A 17,538-nucleotide genomic window follows, 5' to 3' on the forward strand; every position below is an offset into this window, starting at 1 on the left:
GGGATGCAGCGGGGCCACAGGCTAGCCACGACCTGACCGGATATCGACGAGACGTAAGACACTCTGTGAACAGTTTTGACCAAAGCTCAGGGCGGGGGCGGGGCCCCAGCCGGGGGCGGAACCGGCCACCGGCCTCTTCACAGCGCCCGCAATTAAACAGAGTTGGGGCTCGTTGACCCGGCTTCCCCACGGCGGCCACGATCCGGGCCCATGAAGAGAACCGTTCTTGCCGCATCGATCTCGCTGGCCGTCAGCGGCCTGCTCATAGCCGGCATGGGATCCCCCGCCGCCGCTGCCCCCACGGCCCGGCCCCACCCGCCCAGGGCCGACAGGAACCAGGCCGTCCAGGACGCCCGTGCCTCGATCGCCGCCCACCCCGGCGCCGTGCGGGCGAGCTCCGACGACACCTTCGCGTCGGCCTCCGTCCTGGTCGACCAGGACGGCACGCGGCATGTGCACATGACGCGTCAGTACCGCGGCCTGCCCGTGCTCGGCGGCGACGTCGTCGTGCACTCCGCGCCCAACGGGGCCTTCCGCGAGAGCACGCTGACGCTCAAGGACAGCCTCTCCCTCGCGGTGACGCCCAAGGTCGCCGCCGGGCGGGCGGAGAGCCTGGCGCAGAAGCAGTTCCGGGGCAAGCGCGCCCGGACGACCAGCAAGCTCGTCGTGGACGCCCTCTCCGGCACGCCGCGGCTGGCGTGGCAGGTGACCGTCGACGGCACCGCCCCCGACCAGTCGCCCAGCCACTTCAACGTGCTCGTGGACGCGATGACCGGCAAGGTCGGGCAGACGTGGAACGCCTTCCACACCGCCGACGGCACCGGCCACGGCTACCAGGTGGGCGACGTCCCGCTGACCACCACCGCGGTCTCCGGCGGCTACCAGCTCAAGGACGGCACCCGCGGCAACGGGGAGACCCGTGACGCGCAGAACCTGACCGCCACCAACGACAGCCCGCCGGCCGGCTGGGGCAAGGCGTTCACCGACACCGACAACGTGTGGGGCAACGGCACGCTCACCGATCGCGCCACCGTCGCGGCGGACGCCCACTTCGGCATCCAGGCGACCTGGGACTACTACAAGAACGTGCACGGCCGCAACGGCATCAAGAACGACGGCGTCGGCGCGCGCTCCTTCGTGCACTACGGCAACAACTACGCCAACGCCGGCTGGGACGACACCAGCTTCAGCATGATCTACGGCGACGGCGCCCCCGGCGACAAGCCGTTCACCGAGCTCGACGTCGCGGGTCACGAGATGAGCCACGGCGTCACCTCCGCCACCGCCGGCCTGAACTACTTCGGCGACGCGGGCGGTCTGAACGAGGCGACCAGCGACATCTTCGGCACCCTGGTGGAGTTCAACGCCAACAGCGCGGCGGACGCTCCCGACTACCTCATCGGCGAGAAGATCAGCTCCACGCCGCTGCGGTACATGGACGACCCGAAGAAGGACGGCGTCTCCCAGAGCTGCTGGACCACCGGCACCAAGAACCTCGACCCGCACTACTCGTCCGGAGTCGGCAACCACTTCTTCTACCTGCTGGCCGTCGGTTCCGGCTCCTCCCAGTGGGGCAACAGCCCGACCTGTGACGGCGGCACGGTCACCGGCGTCGGCAACTCCGCCGCGGGCAAGATCTGGTACCGCGCGCTCACCACGTACATGACCTCGGGCACCACCTACCCGGAGGCCCGCACCGCGAGCATCAAGGCCGCGATCGACCTGTACGGCGCGAGCAGCAGCCAGTGCGCCGCCGTGGAGAAGGCGTGGAGCGGTGTCGCCGTCGTCCCGACCTCCACCACCTGCGGTGGCGGCACCACCCCGCCGAGCGGCACCAACCTGCTCGCCAACCCGGGCTTCGAGTCCGGCGCGGTCAACTGGACCGCCAGCAGCGGTGTGATCACCAACGACGCCGGCGCCAACCCGCGCTCCGGCTCGTACTACGCCTGGCTGGACGGCTACGGCAGCGCGCACACCGACACCCTGTCCCAGTCGGTGACCGTCCCGGCCACCGCGACGGCGCCCAAGCTCAGCTTCTACCTGGCGATCGACACCAAGGAGTCGGGCACCACGCCGTACGACACCCTGAAGGCGCAGGTCGTCTCGGGCACCACCACCACGACCCTGGCGACGTACTCCAACGCCACGCCCGGCGGCTACACCCAGCGGACGCTCGACCTCTCGGCGTTCAAGGGCAAGACGGTCACGATCAAGTTCACCGGCACCGAGGACTCGTCCGCGGCCACCAGCTTCCTGATCGACGACACCGCGGTCACCACCGGCTGAGCCTCCCCACAGGCTCCGCGGGTGTGCCGGGACGGGCCCGGCCGGCGACGACCGGCCGGGCCCGCCGCATGAAGTCCGACGGGGGCGCGGCACCGGAGGACGCCCGGCCGTCGGTGGCACGCGCGTCAGTTCAGGGCCGCTCCCGGGGCCACGTGGAAGCGGGTCGCGTCCGGGACCGTGCGGCGGTCGTGCGGCTCCAGCATGTCCCTGCGCTCGAACCATTCGGTCAGCCGCGTACGGGCCTGCTCGTCGCGTCTCCGGGCACGGTCGTCCGCCCCGTCGGTCTCCGCGGGCGAGACCTCGCGGAGCAGGACGCGGATCGGTGTGGTGTCGTCCTCCGGCAGGTGGAGGGCCAGGACGGAGAAGGCCGTGCCCGGGGGGAACACCACCTCCGGTTCGGCGTCGGTCCCGCTGAAGACGGACGTCCGGCGGCCGGTGGTGGACCAGATCCCGAACTCCACCGCGCCGGCCAGTTCCGCGTCGCACGCCGGGACGGCCGCCACCGGCGCGGGTTCGACGATCACCGTGCCCGGCACGTAACGGTCCAACGGCACCCGCTCCACCGGGGCCGCCAGCATCACCGCCCCGTAATGCCCCGGCAGGCGGCGCAGCCCCGATTCCAGACAGCGCAGCAGCGGTGTGCAGGGGCCGGGCGCGGCCGCACGGGCGGCCGCGGCCAGCCCCGCCCGCGAGCCCAGGTCGGGGGCGTCCGCCTGGTACAGCGCGATGGCGACCAGGTCCGGCTTCAGGCCGTCCTGCGCCAGGGAGCGCAGCGACGGCAGGCGGGAGGCCAGCAACTCCGCCTTGCTCGCGAGGATGTGGTACTTCTCGCCCAGGAGTTCCCGGAGGGCGGCTCGGTCGTCCGGTCCGCTGCGACCGCCCGGCACCGACGGGGCGACGGACACCGACGGGGCGACGGAGGAATCCGGCGGCGCGGGCTCGGGCGTCTCCCGTACCAGGGGCGCCGGCGCCTCCGACGGCGGACTCGGGACCGGTGCCGGGGTCGCGGTCGGCGTCGGGCGCGGGGTCGGGGTCGGGGCCGGCTCCGGGGGCGTGCCGGGCGGTTCGCTCGCGGTCGGGGGCGCGAGCGGTCCGGTACGCGGCGCGGAGGCGGGCTCGGTACCCGCCTCCGACTCCGCTGCCGGCGCCGCATGCGCGTTCGTCGAGCCCAGCCAGCGCAGGTTCAGCTCGCCCGCCCAGGAGCGGGGCCGCTCCTCGTCGGACGCGTCGCCGTGGAGCAGCAGTCCGTACGGTTCCGTCGCGCCCAGGTCCGGCAGCACGGCCGGCACCCCGGACAGAGCCCGCCGGACCTCGGGGCCGAGGGGCCGCTCCCCGTCACCCACGACCAGGACCGGGCCGGCCGGGTCGGGGGGCAGCGTGCGGGGACGGGCGTCGGTCACGCCGTCCGCCGGGCGCAGCCAGACTCCCGCCGGGACGAGTTCGAGCACCCAGCCCGCCAGGTCCGCGCACGCGTAGCGGGCGGGGCCCGTCGCCTCCGGTCCCGACGGCCGCAGCCAGGCGGACGGCACCACGCGGTGGTGCGCGGGCGAGGCGGCGAGTTCGAGCAGGAGCGGCTGCCAGGTGGGCGCGCCCCGTCCGTCGAGGAAGGTGGTGGCATGCGCGTCGGGCGTCCGTACGGGGAGGCCGATCGCCGCCCGCACCGTACGGTCGAGGCGGTCGGCGAGGGACGCCGCCATGGCGACGAGTTCGGACGGCGCGGCCCACGGCGCGGCCAGCAGGAGGTGCCGCGCGTCCGCCGCGTACGCCGGCACCCGGTCCAGGAGTTCCGCGGCGGGCAGTGCGGGACGGCCGGGTGATCCGACGCCCAGGAGGAAGGTGTCCGGGCCGACGCCGATCAGCGGGTCGACCGCCTCGGGCGCTCCTCCCAGCCACACTCCGCCCGGCACGGTTCGGCTGCTCTCCGACCGCTCCTCCCCCGGGTCCTCCGTGAGCGGCTGCCCCGGCGCAAATGACGGTTCCTCCGAGGCCCGGCCTTCGGCGCGGCTCCGAATCGGTGCGCACCGGATCCGGACTCCGCCACGACGGGAACGGGTGGGGCCGGCGGCGGGAGCGGTTCCCCCGTCTCCTGTTCCCCCGTCTCCTGTTCCCCCGTCTCCTGTTCCCCCGTCTCCCGTTTCCCCTCTTCCTGCTCCCCGACCCGTTCGGCCGGCTGTTCCGCTGCCCGCTCCTCTTCCTGCCGCTCCTCCGGCTCCTCTTCAAGCTGCTCCGGCCGCTCCGGCCGCTCAAGCGGCTGCGCTTCCTGCGGCGGCCATCCCGGACCCAGCTCGACCGGCTCCTCCCCCGGTCCCGCCAGCCACCAGGCGCCCGGTACCGCGAGTCGCAGCGTGCCGTCGGGCTCGACGCTGACCGCTGCGTCCGGGGCGACCACCGGGAAGTCCGCCGTCGCGGCGACCGCCTGCACCGGGCGTCGGCCGCCCGGGCCCTGCGCGGCGAGGCCCGAGGCGGCGAGGACCAGACGGTTCGCGCCGCGTTCTGCGGCCAGGGCCACCAGGTCCGGGAGGGCGTGACGGAGGACCGGTGCCGCGTCGGGTGCCGCGGCCAGCACCAGGAGCGCACCGGGCAGCGGGGGCAGACCGCTCAGGACGGGTGTCAGCGCGGCGGCCGTCTCCTCGGGGGCGATCAGCAGGTGCGGGCCGACGGGATGCGTGCCCGATCGGGCGGCGGTGGCGGGGGCGGTCATCCGGCGTGTCCGTTCTGCGGGGCCCGGCCGTCGGGGTCGAGCAGCGGGGTCTGGAGCTGCACGGTGCGGCGGCGGGTGATGTGCAGCGCGCGTCCGGTGGGCAGCACCTTCGGCTTGGTGCCACCGAAGAGGTAGCCCTCGGTCGGCGGGCAGGAGAGCAGCACGGCCGGGGTGTTGACGTCCTGGAGCCTGCGCAGGAGCGGGTCGGACAGGCCGCGGCCGGCGCCGTTGGCGGAGCGGGCGACGATGACGTGCAGGCCGATCTCCGCGCCCTGGGCCAGGTGGTCGAGGACGGCGGCGAAGGGGTGGGCCGACATCGAGCCGCTGACCAGGTCGTAGTCGTCGACGAGTACGAAGAGTTCCGGGCCGCTCCACCAGTCGCGCAGCCGCAGCCGGTCCGGCGTGATGTCGGCGGCCGGGACGCGGTTGGCGATCGCCTTGCCCGCGCCGGTGATCATCTGGCGCAGCGGGTCCGCGGAGACCGCGTAGCCGAGGCGGTATTCCTCGGGCACGGTCTCGTACATCTCCCGGCGGAAGTCGACCAGCATCAGGCGGCCCCGGTCGGGGGTGTAGGCACGCATGATCTGGGTGGCGATGTGCTTGAGCAGGTTGGTCTTGCCGGTCTCGCTGTCGCCGACGACGATCAGGTGCGGGTCCTGGGAGAAGTCGTGCCACAGCGGCTGGACGTCGTTCTCCTCCAGACCGAGGGGGATCCGCAGGGAGCCGTGGGGCTCGGGGAGGTCGGCGGCGTCGAGGACGAGGGGAAGCATCCGGACCTCGGGGGCGCGCGGGCCGGTCCAGTGGTCGGCGACGACGTCGACGAGGTCGGCGACGCCCTCGCCGAGGTCGTGGACGGTGCCGATGCCGTCCATGCGGGGCAGTGCGCACAGGAAGTGCATCTGGTCGGCGGTGAGCCCGCGGCCGGGGATCTTGGGGACCTTCGCCGCTGCCCGCATGTTGACGACCGAGTCCACGGCGTCGCCCAGGCGGAGTTCGAAGCGGGTCTGGAGCTGGTCGCGGAGGGCTCCGGTGATCTCGCCCCAGCGGGTGGTGCCGATGACCAGATGGACGCCGTAGTTGAGACCGCGCTGGGAGAGGAGGGTGAGGGGCTGGACCAGGTCCATGAAGTCCTGGCGCAGGGTGTTCCAGCCGTCGACGACCAGGAACACGTCTCCGTGTGGGTCGTCGGGGAGTTCGCCTGCCGCCTTCCTGCGGCGGAAGGCGGTGACGGAGTCGATGCCGAGTTCGGCGAAGTACTTCTCGCGGCGGGTGATGACCGCGTTGACCTCGGCGATGGTCCGGACGACCCGGTCGGGATCGTGCCGGCCGGTGACCCCGCCGACGTGCGGCAGGCCGCGCAGGCCGGACAGCGCGCCACCGCCGAAGTCCAGGCAGTAGAACTGCACTTCGGCCGGGGTGTGGGTGAGCGCGAGCGCCGTCATCAGGGTGCGGATGAGGGTGGACTTGCCGGACTGGGGCGCGCCGGCGATGCCGATGTGGCCGTCGGCTCCGCCCAGGTCGGCCACGAGCAGGTCACGGACCTGCTGGAAGGGCTTGTCGACGACGCCGACGGGGACCTTGAGGGTGCCGCGGGTCTCGCCCTCGGCGGTGAAGCCGTGGTCGGGGTCGGGGCCGATCGGGGGCAGCAGTTCGTCCAGGGTCGGCGGCACGTCGAGGGGCGGCAGCCACACCTGGTAGGCGGGCGGTCCGGCGTCGACGAGGCGTTCGGCGGCGATGTCGAGGAGCGTCCCGGTCTCCTCGGCCGCCGGCTCCTCCTCCGGGTCGGGGGTCGCGGGCAGCACGCGCGGGGCCACGTACTCGGTGCCGAGGGCGACGACCTGGCCCTCGATGACCGAACGGCGTGCGGCCGGGCGGCGCTTGGGCCGGTAGCTGCCGGAGACGTAGGCGGCCTTGAAGCGGGTGAGGGTGGAGATGTCGCTGCGCAGGTAGCCGTTGCCGGGCTGGGAGGGGAGCTGGTAGGCGTCGGGGACGCCCAGGACGCCCCGGGACTCCATGGCGGAGAAGGTGCGCAGGCCGATCCGGTACGACAGGTGGGACTCCAGCTGGTGCACGCGTCCTTCGTCGAGGCGCTGGGAGGCGAGCAGCAGATGGACGCCGAGGGAGCGGCCGAGGCGCCCGATCATGACGAAGAGGTCCATGAAGTCGCGGTGGGCCGCGAGCAGTTCGGAGAACTCGTCGACGACGACGAAGAGCGTGGGCAGCGGGTCCAGCGGGGTGCCGTTGGCTCGCGCGGTCTCGTACTCCAGGAGGGAGGCGTAGTTCCCGGCGGCGCGCAGCAGTTCCTGGCGGCGGATCATCTCGCCGTGGAGCGCGTCGCGCATGCGGTCGACCAGGTCGGCCTCGTCGGCGAGGTTGGTGATGACGGCGGAGGTGTGGGGCAGGCGGTCCAGGCCGAGGAAGGTGGCGCCGCCCTTGAAGTCGACGAGGACGAAGTTGAGGATCTCCGAGGAGTGGGTCAGGGCCAGGGCCAGGACGAGGGTGCGCAGCAGTTCGGACTTGCCGGAGCCGGTGGCGCCGATCAGCATGCCGTGCGGGCCCATGCCGCCCTGGGCGGATTCCTTGATGTCGAGGTCGATGGGCGTGCCGTCGGGGCCGAGGCCGAGGGGGACCCGGAGCTTGTTGGACTGGTTGCGCCGCGCCCACTGTTCCTTGACGTCGAAGCGGTGCAGGTCGGGGATGCCCAGCAGGCCGGCCAGGTCGAAGTCGGTCTCCAGGGGTTCGCCGGAGTCGAGGCTGTCGCCGAGGCGGTACGGGGCCATGGCGGCGGCCAGCCGGGTGGCGGCGACGGGGGTGAGAGCGTCGGGGACGCCGAGCGGGGTGATCTGGTCCTTGCGGTTGCGGTCGGCGCCGACCATCTCCAGGGCGGAGGGGCCGTCGGGCGTGCTGGTGACGCGCAGCCGGAGGGTGAGCCTGCCGTGCTTCCACTCCAGGGCGGAGCCGACGTCGACGACGGTGGCGTTGCGGTAGCCGCCGAGCGCGGCCCGGTGGGGGGAGGTGAAGGCGGCTCCGTCGAGGACGACGACGGTGTACGGCTCCTCGCGGCCGGGCGTGGCGTCGGGCTCGAAGGGCGGCCGGGCACCGAACTCCTCGCCGAGCAGTTGTTCCAGTTCGCCGATGGTGCCGGCGACGAGCCGCAGCGGCCCGGCGCCGTCGGTCTCGTGGGGGTGCAGGGCGTGCGGGAGCCACTTGGTCCACTCCCAGTGCCGGCGCCGGTCGGGGGCGGCGACGACCGCGACGCGCAGTTCGTCGGGGGCGTGGAAGGTGGTCAGCTGGGCGAGGACGGCCCGGACCAGGGCGCGGGACCGGTCGTCGTCGGCACCGGTCCCGGCCTCGGCCGTGGGGGTGGCGCCGTCGCCGTCCGCGTCGGTGCGGATCAGCACGTGGGCGAAGCCGCGCAGGTGGATGGCGACGGGCTGGTCGGCGACGGAACCGTACGCGTGGATGAAGCGGCGCAGCGCGTGGGCGCCGAGCGGTTCGAGGTCCTCGACCGGTTTGGTGGCGAGGGGGGCGAGGCGCACCGCGAGGCGCTGGGAGCCGCGCGCGATCCGCACGTCGCTGAAGTCCGGGTGGGAGGAGCGCCGTTCCCACAGGCGCGAGGTCCGCACCAGGAAGGGCAGTTCCGCCGGGTCGGGGTGGCGCCAGGCCAGGGCCTCCTGCTGGCGGAGGATCTCCTTGCGCACCTGCCGCCGCATCTGGGCCAGGTAGCGCAGGTAGTCGCGGCGCTCGCCGGTCAGTTCCTGCTTGCGGTCGGCGTTGCCGCGCATGATCTGGGTGACGACCATGCCGATGGCGGAGACCGCCATGGTGCCCATGGCGATGTACGTCATCATGCCGCCGTTGGGCCGCAGGAAGATGAAGACCATGGACAGCGAGGACAGCGCCATGGGCACCATGGTGATGATGCTGCCCATGCCGTTCTGCTTCTCCGGCAGGCCGGGGGGCTCCTGGAGCTGGATCTCGCCGTCGGGCATCTCGGGGCCCGGCCGCCGCGGCGGGCGGTTGACTTGCACCACGCTCAACGAACTTCGCTCCTCACGCCTGGCTTCCGCCGGGCGGCCGACTCTCTGCGGTTTCCTCGTCAGTCGGGAACGGACGGGTGGTACCGGGCGGTTCAGTCGGTCCGTACGGTGGCTGCGGAGCCGCCCCGGGTGAACCCGGCGGCCGTGAGATGCGTTGACCGCTGCGGCAGGGAGGGAGCGGAGGAAGGGGTGAGGCGTGCGCGCTCACGGACGCCCGCCGGGTCACGGGTCCGGCCGGTCGCCGGGCCGGGCCGGGCGGTGTGCGCACGCCCGTCGGGGCGGTGTCGGGGGGAGAGCGGTGTACGGGGACGAGGACGACGAGGCGTACGAGGTGGGGGCGCTGCTGCGCACGTGGCTGCCGGGGGTGAGCCCGGAGGAGGCGGATCCGCTCGGCGGGGCCGTGGCGGGGCTGGACGTGCCCGAGGCCACCGCGGTGGAGGTGGCGGGCGTGCTCGCCGGGCTGCTCGGGCCCGCGGCCCGGGACGAGGCTCCGGGGCCGGAGGCGCTGTCGGTCGCGCGCGTGTTCGTGGTCGACGAGCATCCGTCGGCGGCGGGCTGGAGCGAGGGCGAGCGGCGGTCGGTGGCCGAGCTGGCCGCCGTGCTCGTGGCGCGGTACGGCGAGGAGGGTGTCGAGGCGCTGGTGCGGGAGTTGCGGGGCGAGCGGCACGAGGGCGGCTGAACCGGGCGCCCGGGCGCTTCCGTTCCCCTGTCCGCCGAGGGCGTTCCGGCCTCGGCTGGACAGCAGGAAGGACACGCGGGCAGTGAGCGGTAGCGCGGTGGCGGGGCTGTGCCGGTTGAGGTTCCACGGGCCGCACAAGGTGGTCGAGCTCTCCGTACCGGCCGACGTCCCCCTGGCGGACCTGTTGCCGACCGTCGTCGGCTACTCCGGGGACGATCTGGACGAGAAGGCCGTCGAGGCGGGCGGTTGGGTGCTCCAGCGGCTCGGCGAGGAGCCGCTGGACGAGGAGCGGACCGCCGAGGCCCTGGGACTGCGCGACGGCGAACGGCTCTACCTGCGGATGCGCCGCGAGGCGCTGCCGGAGGTGCACTTCGACGACATCGTCGACGGCGTCGCGGCGGGGCTGGAGCGGCGCGGCGACGGCTGGCACCCGGCCCTGACCCACCACCTGGCGCTCGGCGTCGCGATGCTGGCGCTGGCGGGCGGTCTCGTCCTCCTGGCGCTCTCCGGAGGGCTCGGCTCGCTGCGGGTGGTCGCGGCGGCGGGCACCGGGGTCCTCCTGCTGCTCGGCGCGGGCAGCGCCGCGCGGGCGGTGGGGGACGCCGGGGCCGGTACGGCGCTCGGCGCCGCGGCGGTGCCCTATCTGGCGCTGGCCGGGGCGCTGCTGCCGGCCGGGGAGAGCGACCTGACGGCCGCCCGGCTGCTCGCGGGCGGTTCGGCGGCGGCCGGCGGGTCGGTCCTGGCGCTCGCGTCCGTGGCCTGTTCGGCGCCCCTGTTCCTCGGGCTGCTCGTCGGCGCGGTCGCCGCGTCCGCGGCGGGGGCACTCGTCCTGGCGGGGCTCTCCGCCTCGGAGACGGCGGGGGCGCTGGCCGTGCTCGTGGTGGCGTCCGGGGCGTTGCTGCCCGGTTTCGCCTTCCGGCTGTCCGGGCTGAGGCTGCCCGCGCTGCCGCGCCGGGCCGAGGAGCTGCAGGAGGACATCGATCCCTATCCGGCGCAGGAGGTCGTGGACCGCAGCGCGGTGGCCGACGCCTATCTGACGGCCTTCCACGGGGTGAGCGGCGCGCTGTGCGCCGCCTGCCTCACGCTGATGGCACCCGCGCCGGGCTGGGCGCCCGCGGCACTCGCGGCCGTGCTCTCGCTGCTGCTGATCCTGCACGTCCGGGAGGTCGGCTCGCGGTGGCAGCGGCTGGCCCTGATCCTGCCGGGGGTGTACGGGCTCACCCTGCTCGCGGCCGGAGGGGCGCTCTCCCTCGGGCCGACGGGCCGGCTCGGCCTGCTGACGGGCCTGGTGGCCGCGGCCGCGGCGCTCGCGATCTTCTCGTGGACGGTGCCGGGCCGCCGGCTGCTGCCGTACTGGGGCCGGGCCGCCGACCTGCTGCACAGTGCGCTGGCGCTGAGCCTGATCCCGCTGGCGCTGACCGAGGCCGGGCTCTTCGCGTGGGTGCGCGGGCTCACCGGCTGAGCGGCGCTTCCCGGCACACCCCCGTCCACCGACGTCCCCTTCCCACCCAGGAGTTCACATGCAGTCCAGGCGCGACCAGGTGCAGGCCCACCTGTTCGTGATGAGCAGGCTCGGGGCCGGGATGGTGCGGGGCGAGCCCGACGCGCTGGACCTCCCGACCCGGCGGACCACCCGAGGGGTGCGGACCGGACTGTTCATCGCCGTGATCATCGCCCTGGTCACCGGCCTGTACGGGGCGGTCAAGCCGGGCGGCGCGACGGGCTGGGCCAAGCCGGGAACCCTGGTGGTCGTCAAGGAGACGGGCGCCCGGTACCTGTTCGTCGGCGGGGAGTTGCGGCCGGTGCTCAACCAGGCCAGCGCCCGGCTCGTGGCCGGGGAGAAGATGACCGTGACGCAGGTCGGCCTGAACTCGCTCGGGACCGTACCGCGGGGCGGGCCGGTGGGCATCGTGGGCGCTCCGGACGGGCTCCCCGCCGCGTCCGCGCTGGCCCGGGACGACTGGCTGGTGTGCGGCCTGGCGGAGGCCGCGGCGACGACCGGTCGGCCGGGCCCGGTGGTCTCCGTGGCCGTCGGCGCGGCGGGGGCGGGCCGGGCGCTGGGGCCCGGGCAGGCGGTCCTCGTGGCGGCCTCGGACGGCAGCGCCCATGTGCTGTGGCAGGGCAGGCGGCTGCGCCTGGGCGCGGGCGCGGGGACGGCGCTGGGCTACGGCACGGCCACTCCGTTCCCGGTGGCGTCGTCCTATCTGAACTCCCTTCCCGCGGGCCCCGATCTGGCCCTGCCGGAGATCGCGGGGCGCGGCGAGCCCGGTCCCGCGCTGGCCGGGCGGGAGACCCGGATCGGCCGCCTCTTCACGGGCCCGGGCGGCGAGCCGTACGTGCTGACCCGGAAGGGCCTGGCGGCACTGGACCGCACCCGTTTCGAGCTGCTGCGCGGCGACCCGCGCACGCAGCGGGAGGCGTATGCGGGAGCGCCGGCGGTCGCCGTGGCGGTGGGCGCCGCGGATCTGGCCGCTCACCCGGCACCGGCCGGGACCCTGCCGGGGGCGGGGCTTCCGGCGGAGCCGCCGGAGCTGGTGGTGCCGGGCGCCGGGCAGGGCGTGTGCACGGCGGTGCGCCCCGCGGCGGACGGCGGCCCCGGGACTCTGGTGACCGTCGCCGACGCGGCGGCGGTCGCGGGCCGGCCGGTGACGCCCCAGCCCGGGGTGACGGCGGCGTGCGGCGCGGCGGACCTGGTCTCCGTACGGCCGGGGGGCGGCGCGCTGGTGCGCGCGCTGTCCGGGGCGGGCGCGGCCGGGACGACGTATCTGGTCGCCGACAACGGTGTGAAGTACCCGCTGCCGACGCCGGAGTCCGCGAAGACCCTCGGCTACGCCGGCGCGGCGCCGTCCGGGGTGCCCGCGACGCTGCTGACCCTGCTGCCGTCCGGACCGGCCCTGGACCCGGCGGCGCTGGCAGCGGCCGGGGTGGTCGAGCCGGCCGTGGGCCTGCGGGCGCCGGCCTGCAGCGCGGCGGAGCGGCGGGACGCGCGGGGCTGACTGCCGCTGCCCGCGGTGAACCCCCGCTCGTGAACGGGCCGTTCACCCTGCCGGGAACCCACGACCCGACGATCGAAGGAGATCAGGTGACCACTCCCCACGACACCCTCAAGGTTTCGTCAGCGGTACTCACACAGACCCTCAACGAACTGGAGGGGCACCTTCAGACGATGGAGCGGTCCTACACCCAGTCCGAGGACATCGCCCAGCAGGTCTTCGACAGCATGAAGTCGGCCGCCGGCACCAAGTTCATCGCGAAGATCGAGAACTGGCAGCGCGGCTATCGCACGGTGATGGCCGAGTACAAGGACCTCCTGGACGCCGTCGGCGTCACCAGCAAGGTCATGGCGGACACCTCGGGCGAGGCGGAGGCCAACATGGACCTGTGGAGCGGCGACGTCTACGACGTCCTCAGCAGGTGACGCCGACGGAGCGTCCCGTCCCCCGACTCCTCCCCCTTCTTCCCCTTCTGTGTAAGGAACGCGCATGAGCGACATGTCGATGGAGATCAAGCACGGCGTGCTCGAGGACGCCAACGCCCAGATGGTGCAGGTCGCCGCCGCCATGGACGCGGCACTGGACACGATCCTGAAGCGCCTCGACGCCATCAAGGCCGAGTTCACCGGTGAGGCGGCCAAGGAGTTCGACGAGTTCCAGCGTGCCGTCGGCATGCTGGACGCCGATCTGTCGGGCCAGTTCAAGACGGGCGCGGACCTGCTCGCGGACGCGCACGGCATCATCCGCAACGGTGACCGCAAGAGCGCCTTCCTCTTCCAGCGCTGAGTCCCTCTCACGAGCCCGGCGCGCCCGCCCTTCGCCGGCCGGGCGGCGCCGGGCTCCGTCGTCCCCCGGCCGCTGCTGAACCCCGGGGCCCGGTGCCCCCGTTCTCCGTGCCGGACGGCCCGGACGACGTACGACCGAGACTTCGGCAGGAGAGCACTGATGGGAAACCCGACCGGCAACGACCCGAACGGCGGGACGGTCACGTCGATCACGGACGACGTGCTGCGCGACTACGCGTTCAAGTTCAACACGCTGCTCACGGACTTCCAGGACCCGTCCGTGATGGCGCTGCTCTCCTGGGAGAAGGGCGTCGGGAACAGCAAGCTCCTGCCGGGCAACGTCAAGGAGCTGGTGAGCGCCCTGTCCGTGCAGGAGGGGTTCGCGTCGCTGTGCAAGGAGCTGAACAGCGCGCTGGACGCGTTCCGCAGGATCGCCAAGTCGGCCAACCTCGACCTGATGTTCGTCAAGGAGACCTTCCAGAACTCGGACGACGAGTCCGTCGACGTCACCGAGATGTGGGAGATCCTCAACGACATCCAGCGCGGCTCCGGCCCGGGCACCGGGTCCGGCACCGGCTCCTCCACCTCGGCCGGCAACTAGCCCCGGCGCCGACGCCTCCGGAAGGGATTCCCGCGCACCCCATGGCAACCTTCACCTGGGAACAGGCCATCAAGGTCCTTCTTCCCGACACCAACGCGCTGACGAACCGCGAGGCGGTGACGGCCGAGAAGTGGCGGTCGTCGGACACCGCCCACATCGAGATCGTGGGCGGCGACGGCAAGGCCCTCTCCGAGAGGTTCGACGTCTCGCACGTCATCCCCCTCACGCAGAACGACTACGCGAACGGCGACCAGCAGTACTCGTGCGTCATCGGGTTCAACCTGGACTGGACGAACGTCCTGGACAGCCCCAAGTCCAAGTTCAACCTGTTCCACAGCGACGCCAACAAGGTCCTGACGGAACTGGTGTTCTCGACGACCCGCAATTCGGGAGCCGTCAGTTTCGCCTCCTTCGACGCCGCCGCCGACGTGGTCCACGGCGCCCACGCGTGGCTGGCGAAGTGGGTCCCGATCATCAAGCGGTGGGAGGAGAACGTCGACGCCGACGAGAGCGAGTGGAAGGGCAGCGCGGCGGGCGCCTTCCGGAAGTTCCTCGACGTCATCTCCACGGAGATGAGCAAGGTCCAGCTCGACCTCGCCCAGCCGCAGCCCGTGAAGGGCGCCACCGGCTATCCCGACACCTTCGACTTCTCCCAGAAGAGCGGCTACGAGACGCTCATCGCCGACGCCAAGAAGGAGCTCAACGACTCCCTCTACCAGCTCTACCTCGCGCTCGAACAGTGGTGGTGGCCGCCGAACACGAAGGAGATGAACCCGAAGACCAGCCCCGTGTGGCGCATGCGTGACGCACTCGCCGAGGTCATGTCGGGAGCGACGTGCACCTTCACCTGGAAGGTGCAGACCAGCGGCGGCGAGAACGCCCCGACCTCCTACTACCCCGTGGACCCCAAGGTGGTCGACAAGGGCGGCTCCGACGTCAGTCAGAAGTTCTGGCTGGACGGCGTCGAGCTCGCCGCCAAGAAGAAGTGGCTGGAGAACCTGCAGCCGCTCGACACCGCGGCGCAGACGTACATGAGCAAGGTGGACACGGCGTACCTCGCCCTCGGAGGGGCGCTGCGCGAGGGCATCTACCAGCCCCGGCTCCAGCTGCCCACCGGCGGCGGCGCGGGCCCGGGCCCGGAGGCTCCCCCCGGCGGCGGGACCGGCACGGGCGGCGGTGCCGGAGCGGGCACGGGCGGCATCGGCGGAGGGACCGGCGGCGGCGCAGGCGGCGGCAACCCCTTCGACAAGGGCAAGGGAGGCAACGGCACGGGCGGTCCGAAGACCGGTCTCCCCGACACCCTGCCCGGCACGGGGAGCGGCGGCGGACCGGGGTCCCCGCCGCCCACCGGCCGGCCCGGGTCCGGTTCGTCGGGGGGTGCCCCGCTGCTCGACCGGAACGGCAAACCCGTCGTGGGCGCGGACGGCAAGCCCGTCGTCCTCCCGCCGGGCTCCCGCATCGGCAAAGACGGCAAGGTCTACGACGCGAACGGCAAGCCGGTCCTGGGCTCGAACGGCAAACAGCTCGTCGCTCCGCCCGGTGCCAAGGTGGGGCAGCAGCAGCCTCCCGAGGAGACGCCGGGCAAGGGCCTGCCGGGGTCCCACTACGACCAGATCCGGCTCCCCGAGGGTGCGAAGGTCCTCCCGGACGGCACCGTGCTCGACGCCAGGGGCAAGCCACTGCTCGACTCCAACGGCAACCCGTACGCGCTGCCCAAGGGAGCCACGCTCAAGGACGGTGTCGTCGTCGACGCGAGCGGCAAGCCCCTCAGCCGCGCGTACCAGCTGCTCACGAACGCCGAGCACGCCCTCGGCTCCCGGCCCACGCCGCACCCCTCGACCAGTGGCGGCCCCGGCGGCACCCACGCCAGGCTGCCGGACCACCTCGGCAGCGGCGGCACGGGGAGCGGCCCGAAGAGCTTCACCGGCACGGCGACCGGCGGCACCACCACGTTCGGCGACCGGGCGGCGCGCTCCGTCGGCGGGCCCCCGCCCGGCACCGCCACCACCTCGGCCGGCGGGGACACCGGCGGCCGGCAGGGGGCCGGCGGCACGGGGACCGGCACCGGGAGCGGTACGGGAGGCACCCAGTCCGCGCCGCCCCCGATGATGCCGCCGATGAGCCCCGGTGCGGCCGGCGGAGGCCAGCCCAACCAGGGCAAGGACCGTCAGCGCACCACCTGGCTCACCGAGGACGAGGACACCTGGGGCACCGACACCGGGTCCGTCAGCGGGGTCATCGGCCGCTGACACCGCGCCCAGCCACACCCCTTCCCTCCCTCACGAAAGGCGGCCCATGGCCATCGACTTCGACGGCATCCTCAAGGACGCGATGTCCGCCCTGCACGATCAGCGGGACAGGATGCTCGCGGCCAAACGCGAACTGGACGCGGCGACGGCGTCCGTCACCTCCAAGGACCACATGGTGTCCGTGACCGTCGGTCCGCAGGGCCAGGTGGTCTCGATGACCTTCCACACCAAGGCGTACCAGTCGATGGCGCCGGCCGAACTGGCCGCGGCCCTCGTCGGCGTCCTGAACGAGGCGCGGGCCGCGATGGGCAGCCAGGTCATCGAACACATCAAGGGATTCCAGGACTTCGGCGGGCACCTGCGCAGCGTCACCGGTCTCGCCGGCACCCCCGTCGAGATGGACGAGCTCCTCAAGCCGCTGCGTGCGATGGCCCCGTCCTTCGGCCTGGAGGAGACCCTGGGCGAACTGAAGGAGTCCAGGCAGGAGGAGTTCGCGGCCGAGGAGGAGACCGCGACCGGCCGCGGCTCCGAACAGAGGGTCCGGCAGGAGGAGTTCGCCGCCGAGGCCGAGAGCCGCATCCCCACCGGCAGGCAGGAGGAGTTCAGTGGCTGACGACCTCAAGGTCCTGAGCGACCTCAAGAACAAGTTCGCGCACTTCGACGACTACCAGCGCTGCCTCACGGACCTCGGCCGGGCGATCGTCGAGATCAACCGGATCAACAAGGGATCCGCGGGGCAGGACGAGATCGGCAAGACGTACCACCAGCAGGTCGACCGGCCGACCGAGAACCTGACCGAGACCCTGGAGTACGTCACCAAGCGGCTGGGGATGGTCGTGGACGCCGGGAACCGGACGTCCGACATCATGGCCGACTCGGACGAGGAGGCCGGATCCCGGTCGGCCGGCTTCTGAGGGCGACGGCGCCGAGGCCGTGGCGGCCGTGCGGCGGCACCAGCCCGATGTCGGCCGCCCGGCCCGGACGGGCGGACGCTGCCGACAGCCGGGCGCGGGCCGCCGAGCCGGACGGGACGCCCCTGAGCCGGCCGGGCACCCCTGCGCCCCCGGGCGGACACGGCCGAGCCGGGACGGATCCCGCCGGGGCCGAGCCGGACGCGACCGAGCCGGGACGGATCCCGCCGGGGCCGAGCCGGACGCGACCGAGCCGGGTCGGACGCCGCTGGGCCGGGCGGCCCGGCCGCCCG

13 protein-coding genes are annotated in these 17,538 nt (G+C 73.5%); 10 read left to right on the top strand and 3 right to left on the bottom strand.

Going from position 1 to position 17,538, the window contains the following annotated elements:
• Positions 1-210 precede the first annotated feature (210 nt).
• A complete protein-coding gene (locus ACGF1Z_RS11785; protein WP_393002632.1) occupies positions 211-2,286 on the top strand; it encodes a M4 family metallopeptidase in 2,076 nt (691 codons plus the stop codon).
• 125 nt (positions 2,287-2,411) lie between these two features.
• On the opposite strand, the gene ACGF1Z_RS11790 is transcribed toward ACGF1Z_RS11785, so the two are convergent.
• From ACGF1Z_RS11790 to eccCa, 3 genes are read right to left on the bottom strand one after another with little or no spacing between them, the layout of a single operon-like run.
• Positions 2,412-4,193 (bottom strand): hypothetical protein, encoded by a 1,782-nt coding sequence (locus tag ACGF1Z_RS11790; protein ID WP_393002634.1) that lies wholly within the window; start codon positions 4,191-4,193, stop codon positions 2,412-2,414.
• A complete protein-coding gene (locus ACGF1Z_RS11795) occupies positions 4,142-4,987 on the bottom strand; it encodes a hypothetical protein (RefSeq protein ID WP_393002636.1) in 846 nt (281 codons plus the stop codon). Before ACGF1Z_RS11795 ends, ACGF1Z_RS11790 begins: the two co-directional genes overlap by 52 nt.
• Complete coding sequence (gene eccCa / locus ACGF1Z_RS11800; protein ID WP_393002638.1) at positions 4,984-9,027, bottom strand: type VII secretion protein EccCa; 4,044 nt, start codon at positions 9,025-9,027, stop codon at positions 4,984-4,986. The genes ACGF1Z_RS11795 and eccCa overlap by 4 nt, the downstream gene beginning before the upstream one ends.
• A gap of 298 nt (positions 9,028-9,325) precedes the next feature.
• Here eccCa and ACGF1Z_RS11805 point away from each other — a divergent pair, with 298 nt between their 5' ends.
• From ACGF1Z_RS11805 to ACGF1Z_RS11845, 9 genes are all read left to right on the top strand, one after another.
• Entirely contained in the window at positions 9,326-9,706 is a 381-nt protein-coding gene (locus ACGF1Z_RS11805; RefSeq protein ID WP_393002640.1) for a hypothetical protein, read from the top strand.
• Positions 9,707-9,788: 82 nt separating this feature from the next.
• Positions 9,789-11,168, top strand: a complete 1,380-nt coding sequence (gene eccD / locus ACGF1Z_RS11810) for a type VII secretion integral membrane protein EccD (protein ID WP_393002642.1) — start codon at positions 9,789-9,791, stop codon at positions 11,166-11,168.
• Between the two features lie 58 nt (positions 11,169-11,226).
• Positions 11,227-12,702, top strand: a complete 1,476-nt coding sequence (gene eccB, locus ACGF1Z_RS11815; protein WP_393002644.1) for a type VII secretion protein EccB — start codon at positions 11,227-11,229, stop codon at positions 12,700-12,702.
• Between the two features lie 86 nt (positions 12,703-12,788).
• Positions 12,789-13,124 carry a hypothetical protein gene (locus ACGF1Z_RS11820; RefSeq protein WP_393002646.1) on the top strand — a complete coding sequence of 112 codons (336 nt, stop codon included), beginning with the start codon at positions 12,789-12,791 and terminating at the stop codon, positions 13,122-13,124.
• A gap of 64 nt (positions 13,125-13,188) precedes the next feature.
• Positions 13,189-13,485: a hypothetical protein gene (locus ACGF1Z_RS11825; protein ID WP_393002648.1), complete on the top strand. Its 297-nt coding sequence runs from the start codon at positions 13,189-13,191 to the stop codon at positions 13,483-13,485.
• Between the two features lie 159 nt (positions 13,486-13,644).
• Complete coding sequence (locus ACGF1Z_RS11830) at positions 13,645-14,085, top strand: hypothetical protein (protein WP_393002650.1); 441 nt, start codon at positions 13,645-13,647, stop codon at positions 14,083-14,085.
• A 41-nt stretch (positions 14,086-14,126) separates the two neighbouring features.
• On the top strand, positions 14,127-16,334 hold the full coding sequence (locus ACGF1Z_RS11835) for a hypothetical protein (protein ID WP_393002652.1): 2,208 nt from the start codon (positions 14,127-14,129) through the stop codon (positions 16,332-16,334).
• Between the two features lie 46 nt (positions 16,335-16,380).
• On the top strand, positions 16,381-16,947 hold the full coding sequence (locus tag ACGF1Z_RS11840) for a YbaB/EbfC family nucleoid-associated protein (protein ID WP_393002654.1): 567 nt from the start codon (positions 16,381-16,383) through the stop codon (positions 16,945-16,947).
• On the top strand, positions 16,940-17,248 hold the full coding sequence (locus tag ACGF1Z_RS11845; RefSeq protein ID WP_393002656.1) for a hypothetical protein: 309 nt from the start codon (positions 16,940-16,942) through the stop codon (positions 17,246-17,248). Before ACGF1Z_RS11840 ends, ACGF1Z_RS11845 begins: the two co-directional genes overlap by 8 nt.
• Positions 17,249-17,538: the final 290 nt, after the last annotated feature.

This window comes from Streptomyces sp. NPDC048018 (assembly GCF_043202995.1).
Lineage (GTDB): Bacteria > Actinomycetota > Actinomycetes > Streptomycetales > Streptomycetaceae > Streptomyces.

Bases quoted from the DNA above. Each gene is read 5' to 3' on its own strand.
- ACGF1Z_RS11785 (WP_393002632.1), top strand. From the start codon at position 211: ATGAAGAGAACCGTTCTTGCCGCATCGATCTCGCTGGCCGTCAGCGGC.
- ACGF1Z_RS11795 (WP_393002636.1), bottom strand. From the start codon at position 4,987: ATGACCGCCCCCGCCACCGCCGCCCGATCGGGCACGCATCCCGTCGGC.
- eccB (WP_393002644.1), top strand. From the start codon at position 11,227: ATGCAGTCCAGGCGCGACCAGGTGCAGGCCCACCTGTTCGTGATGAGC.
- ACGF1Z_RS11825 (WP_393002648.1), top strand. From the start codon at position 13,189: ATGAGCGACATGTCGATGGAGATCAAGCACGGCGTGCTCGAGGACGCC.
- ACGF1Z_RS11830 (WP_393002650.1), top strand. From the start codon at position 13,645: ATGGGAAACCCGACCGGCAACGACCCGAACGGCGGGACGGTCACGTCG.
- ACGF1Z_RS11835 (WP_393002652.1), top strand. From the start codon at position 14,127: ATGGCAACCTTCACCTGGGAACAGGCCATCAAGGTCCTTCTTCCCGAC.
- ACGF1Z_RS11840 (WP_393002654.1), top strand. From the start codon at position 16,381: ATGGCCATCGACTTCGACGGCATCCTCAAGGACGCGATGTCCGCCCTG.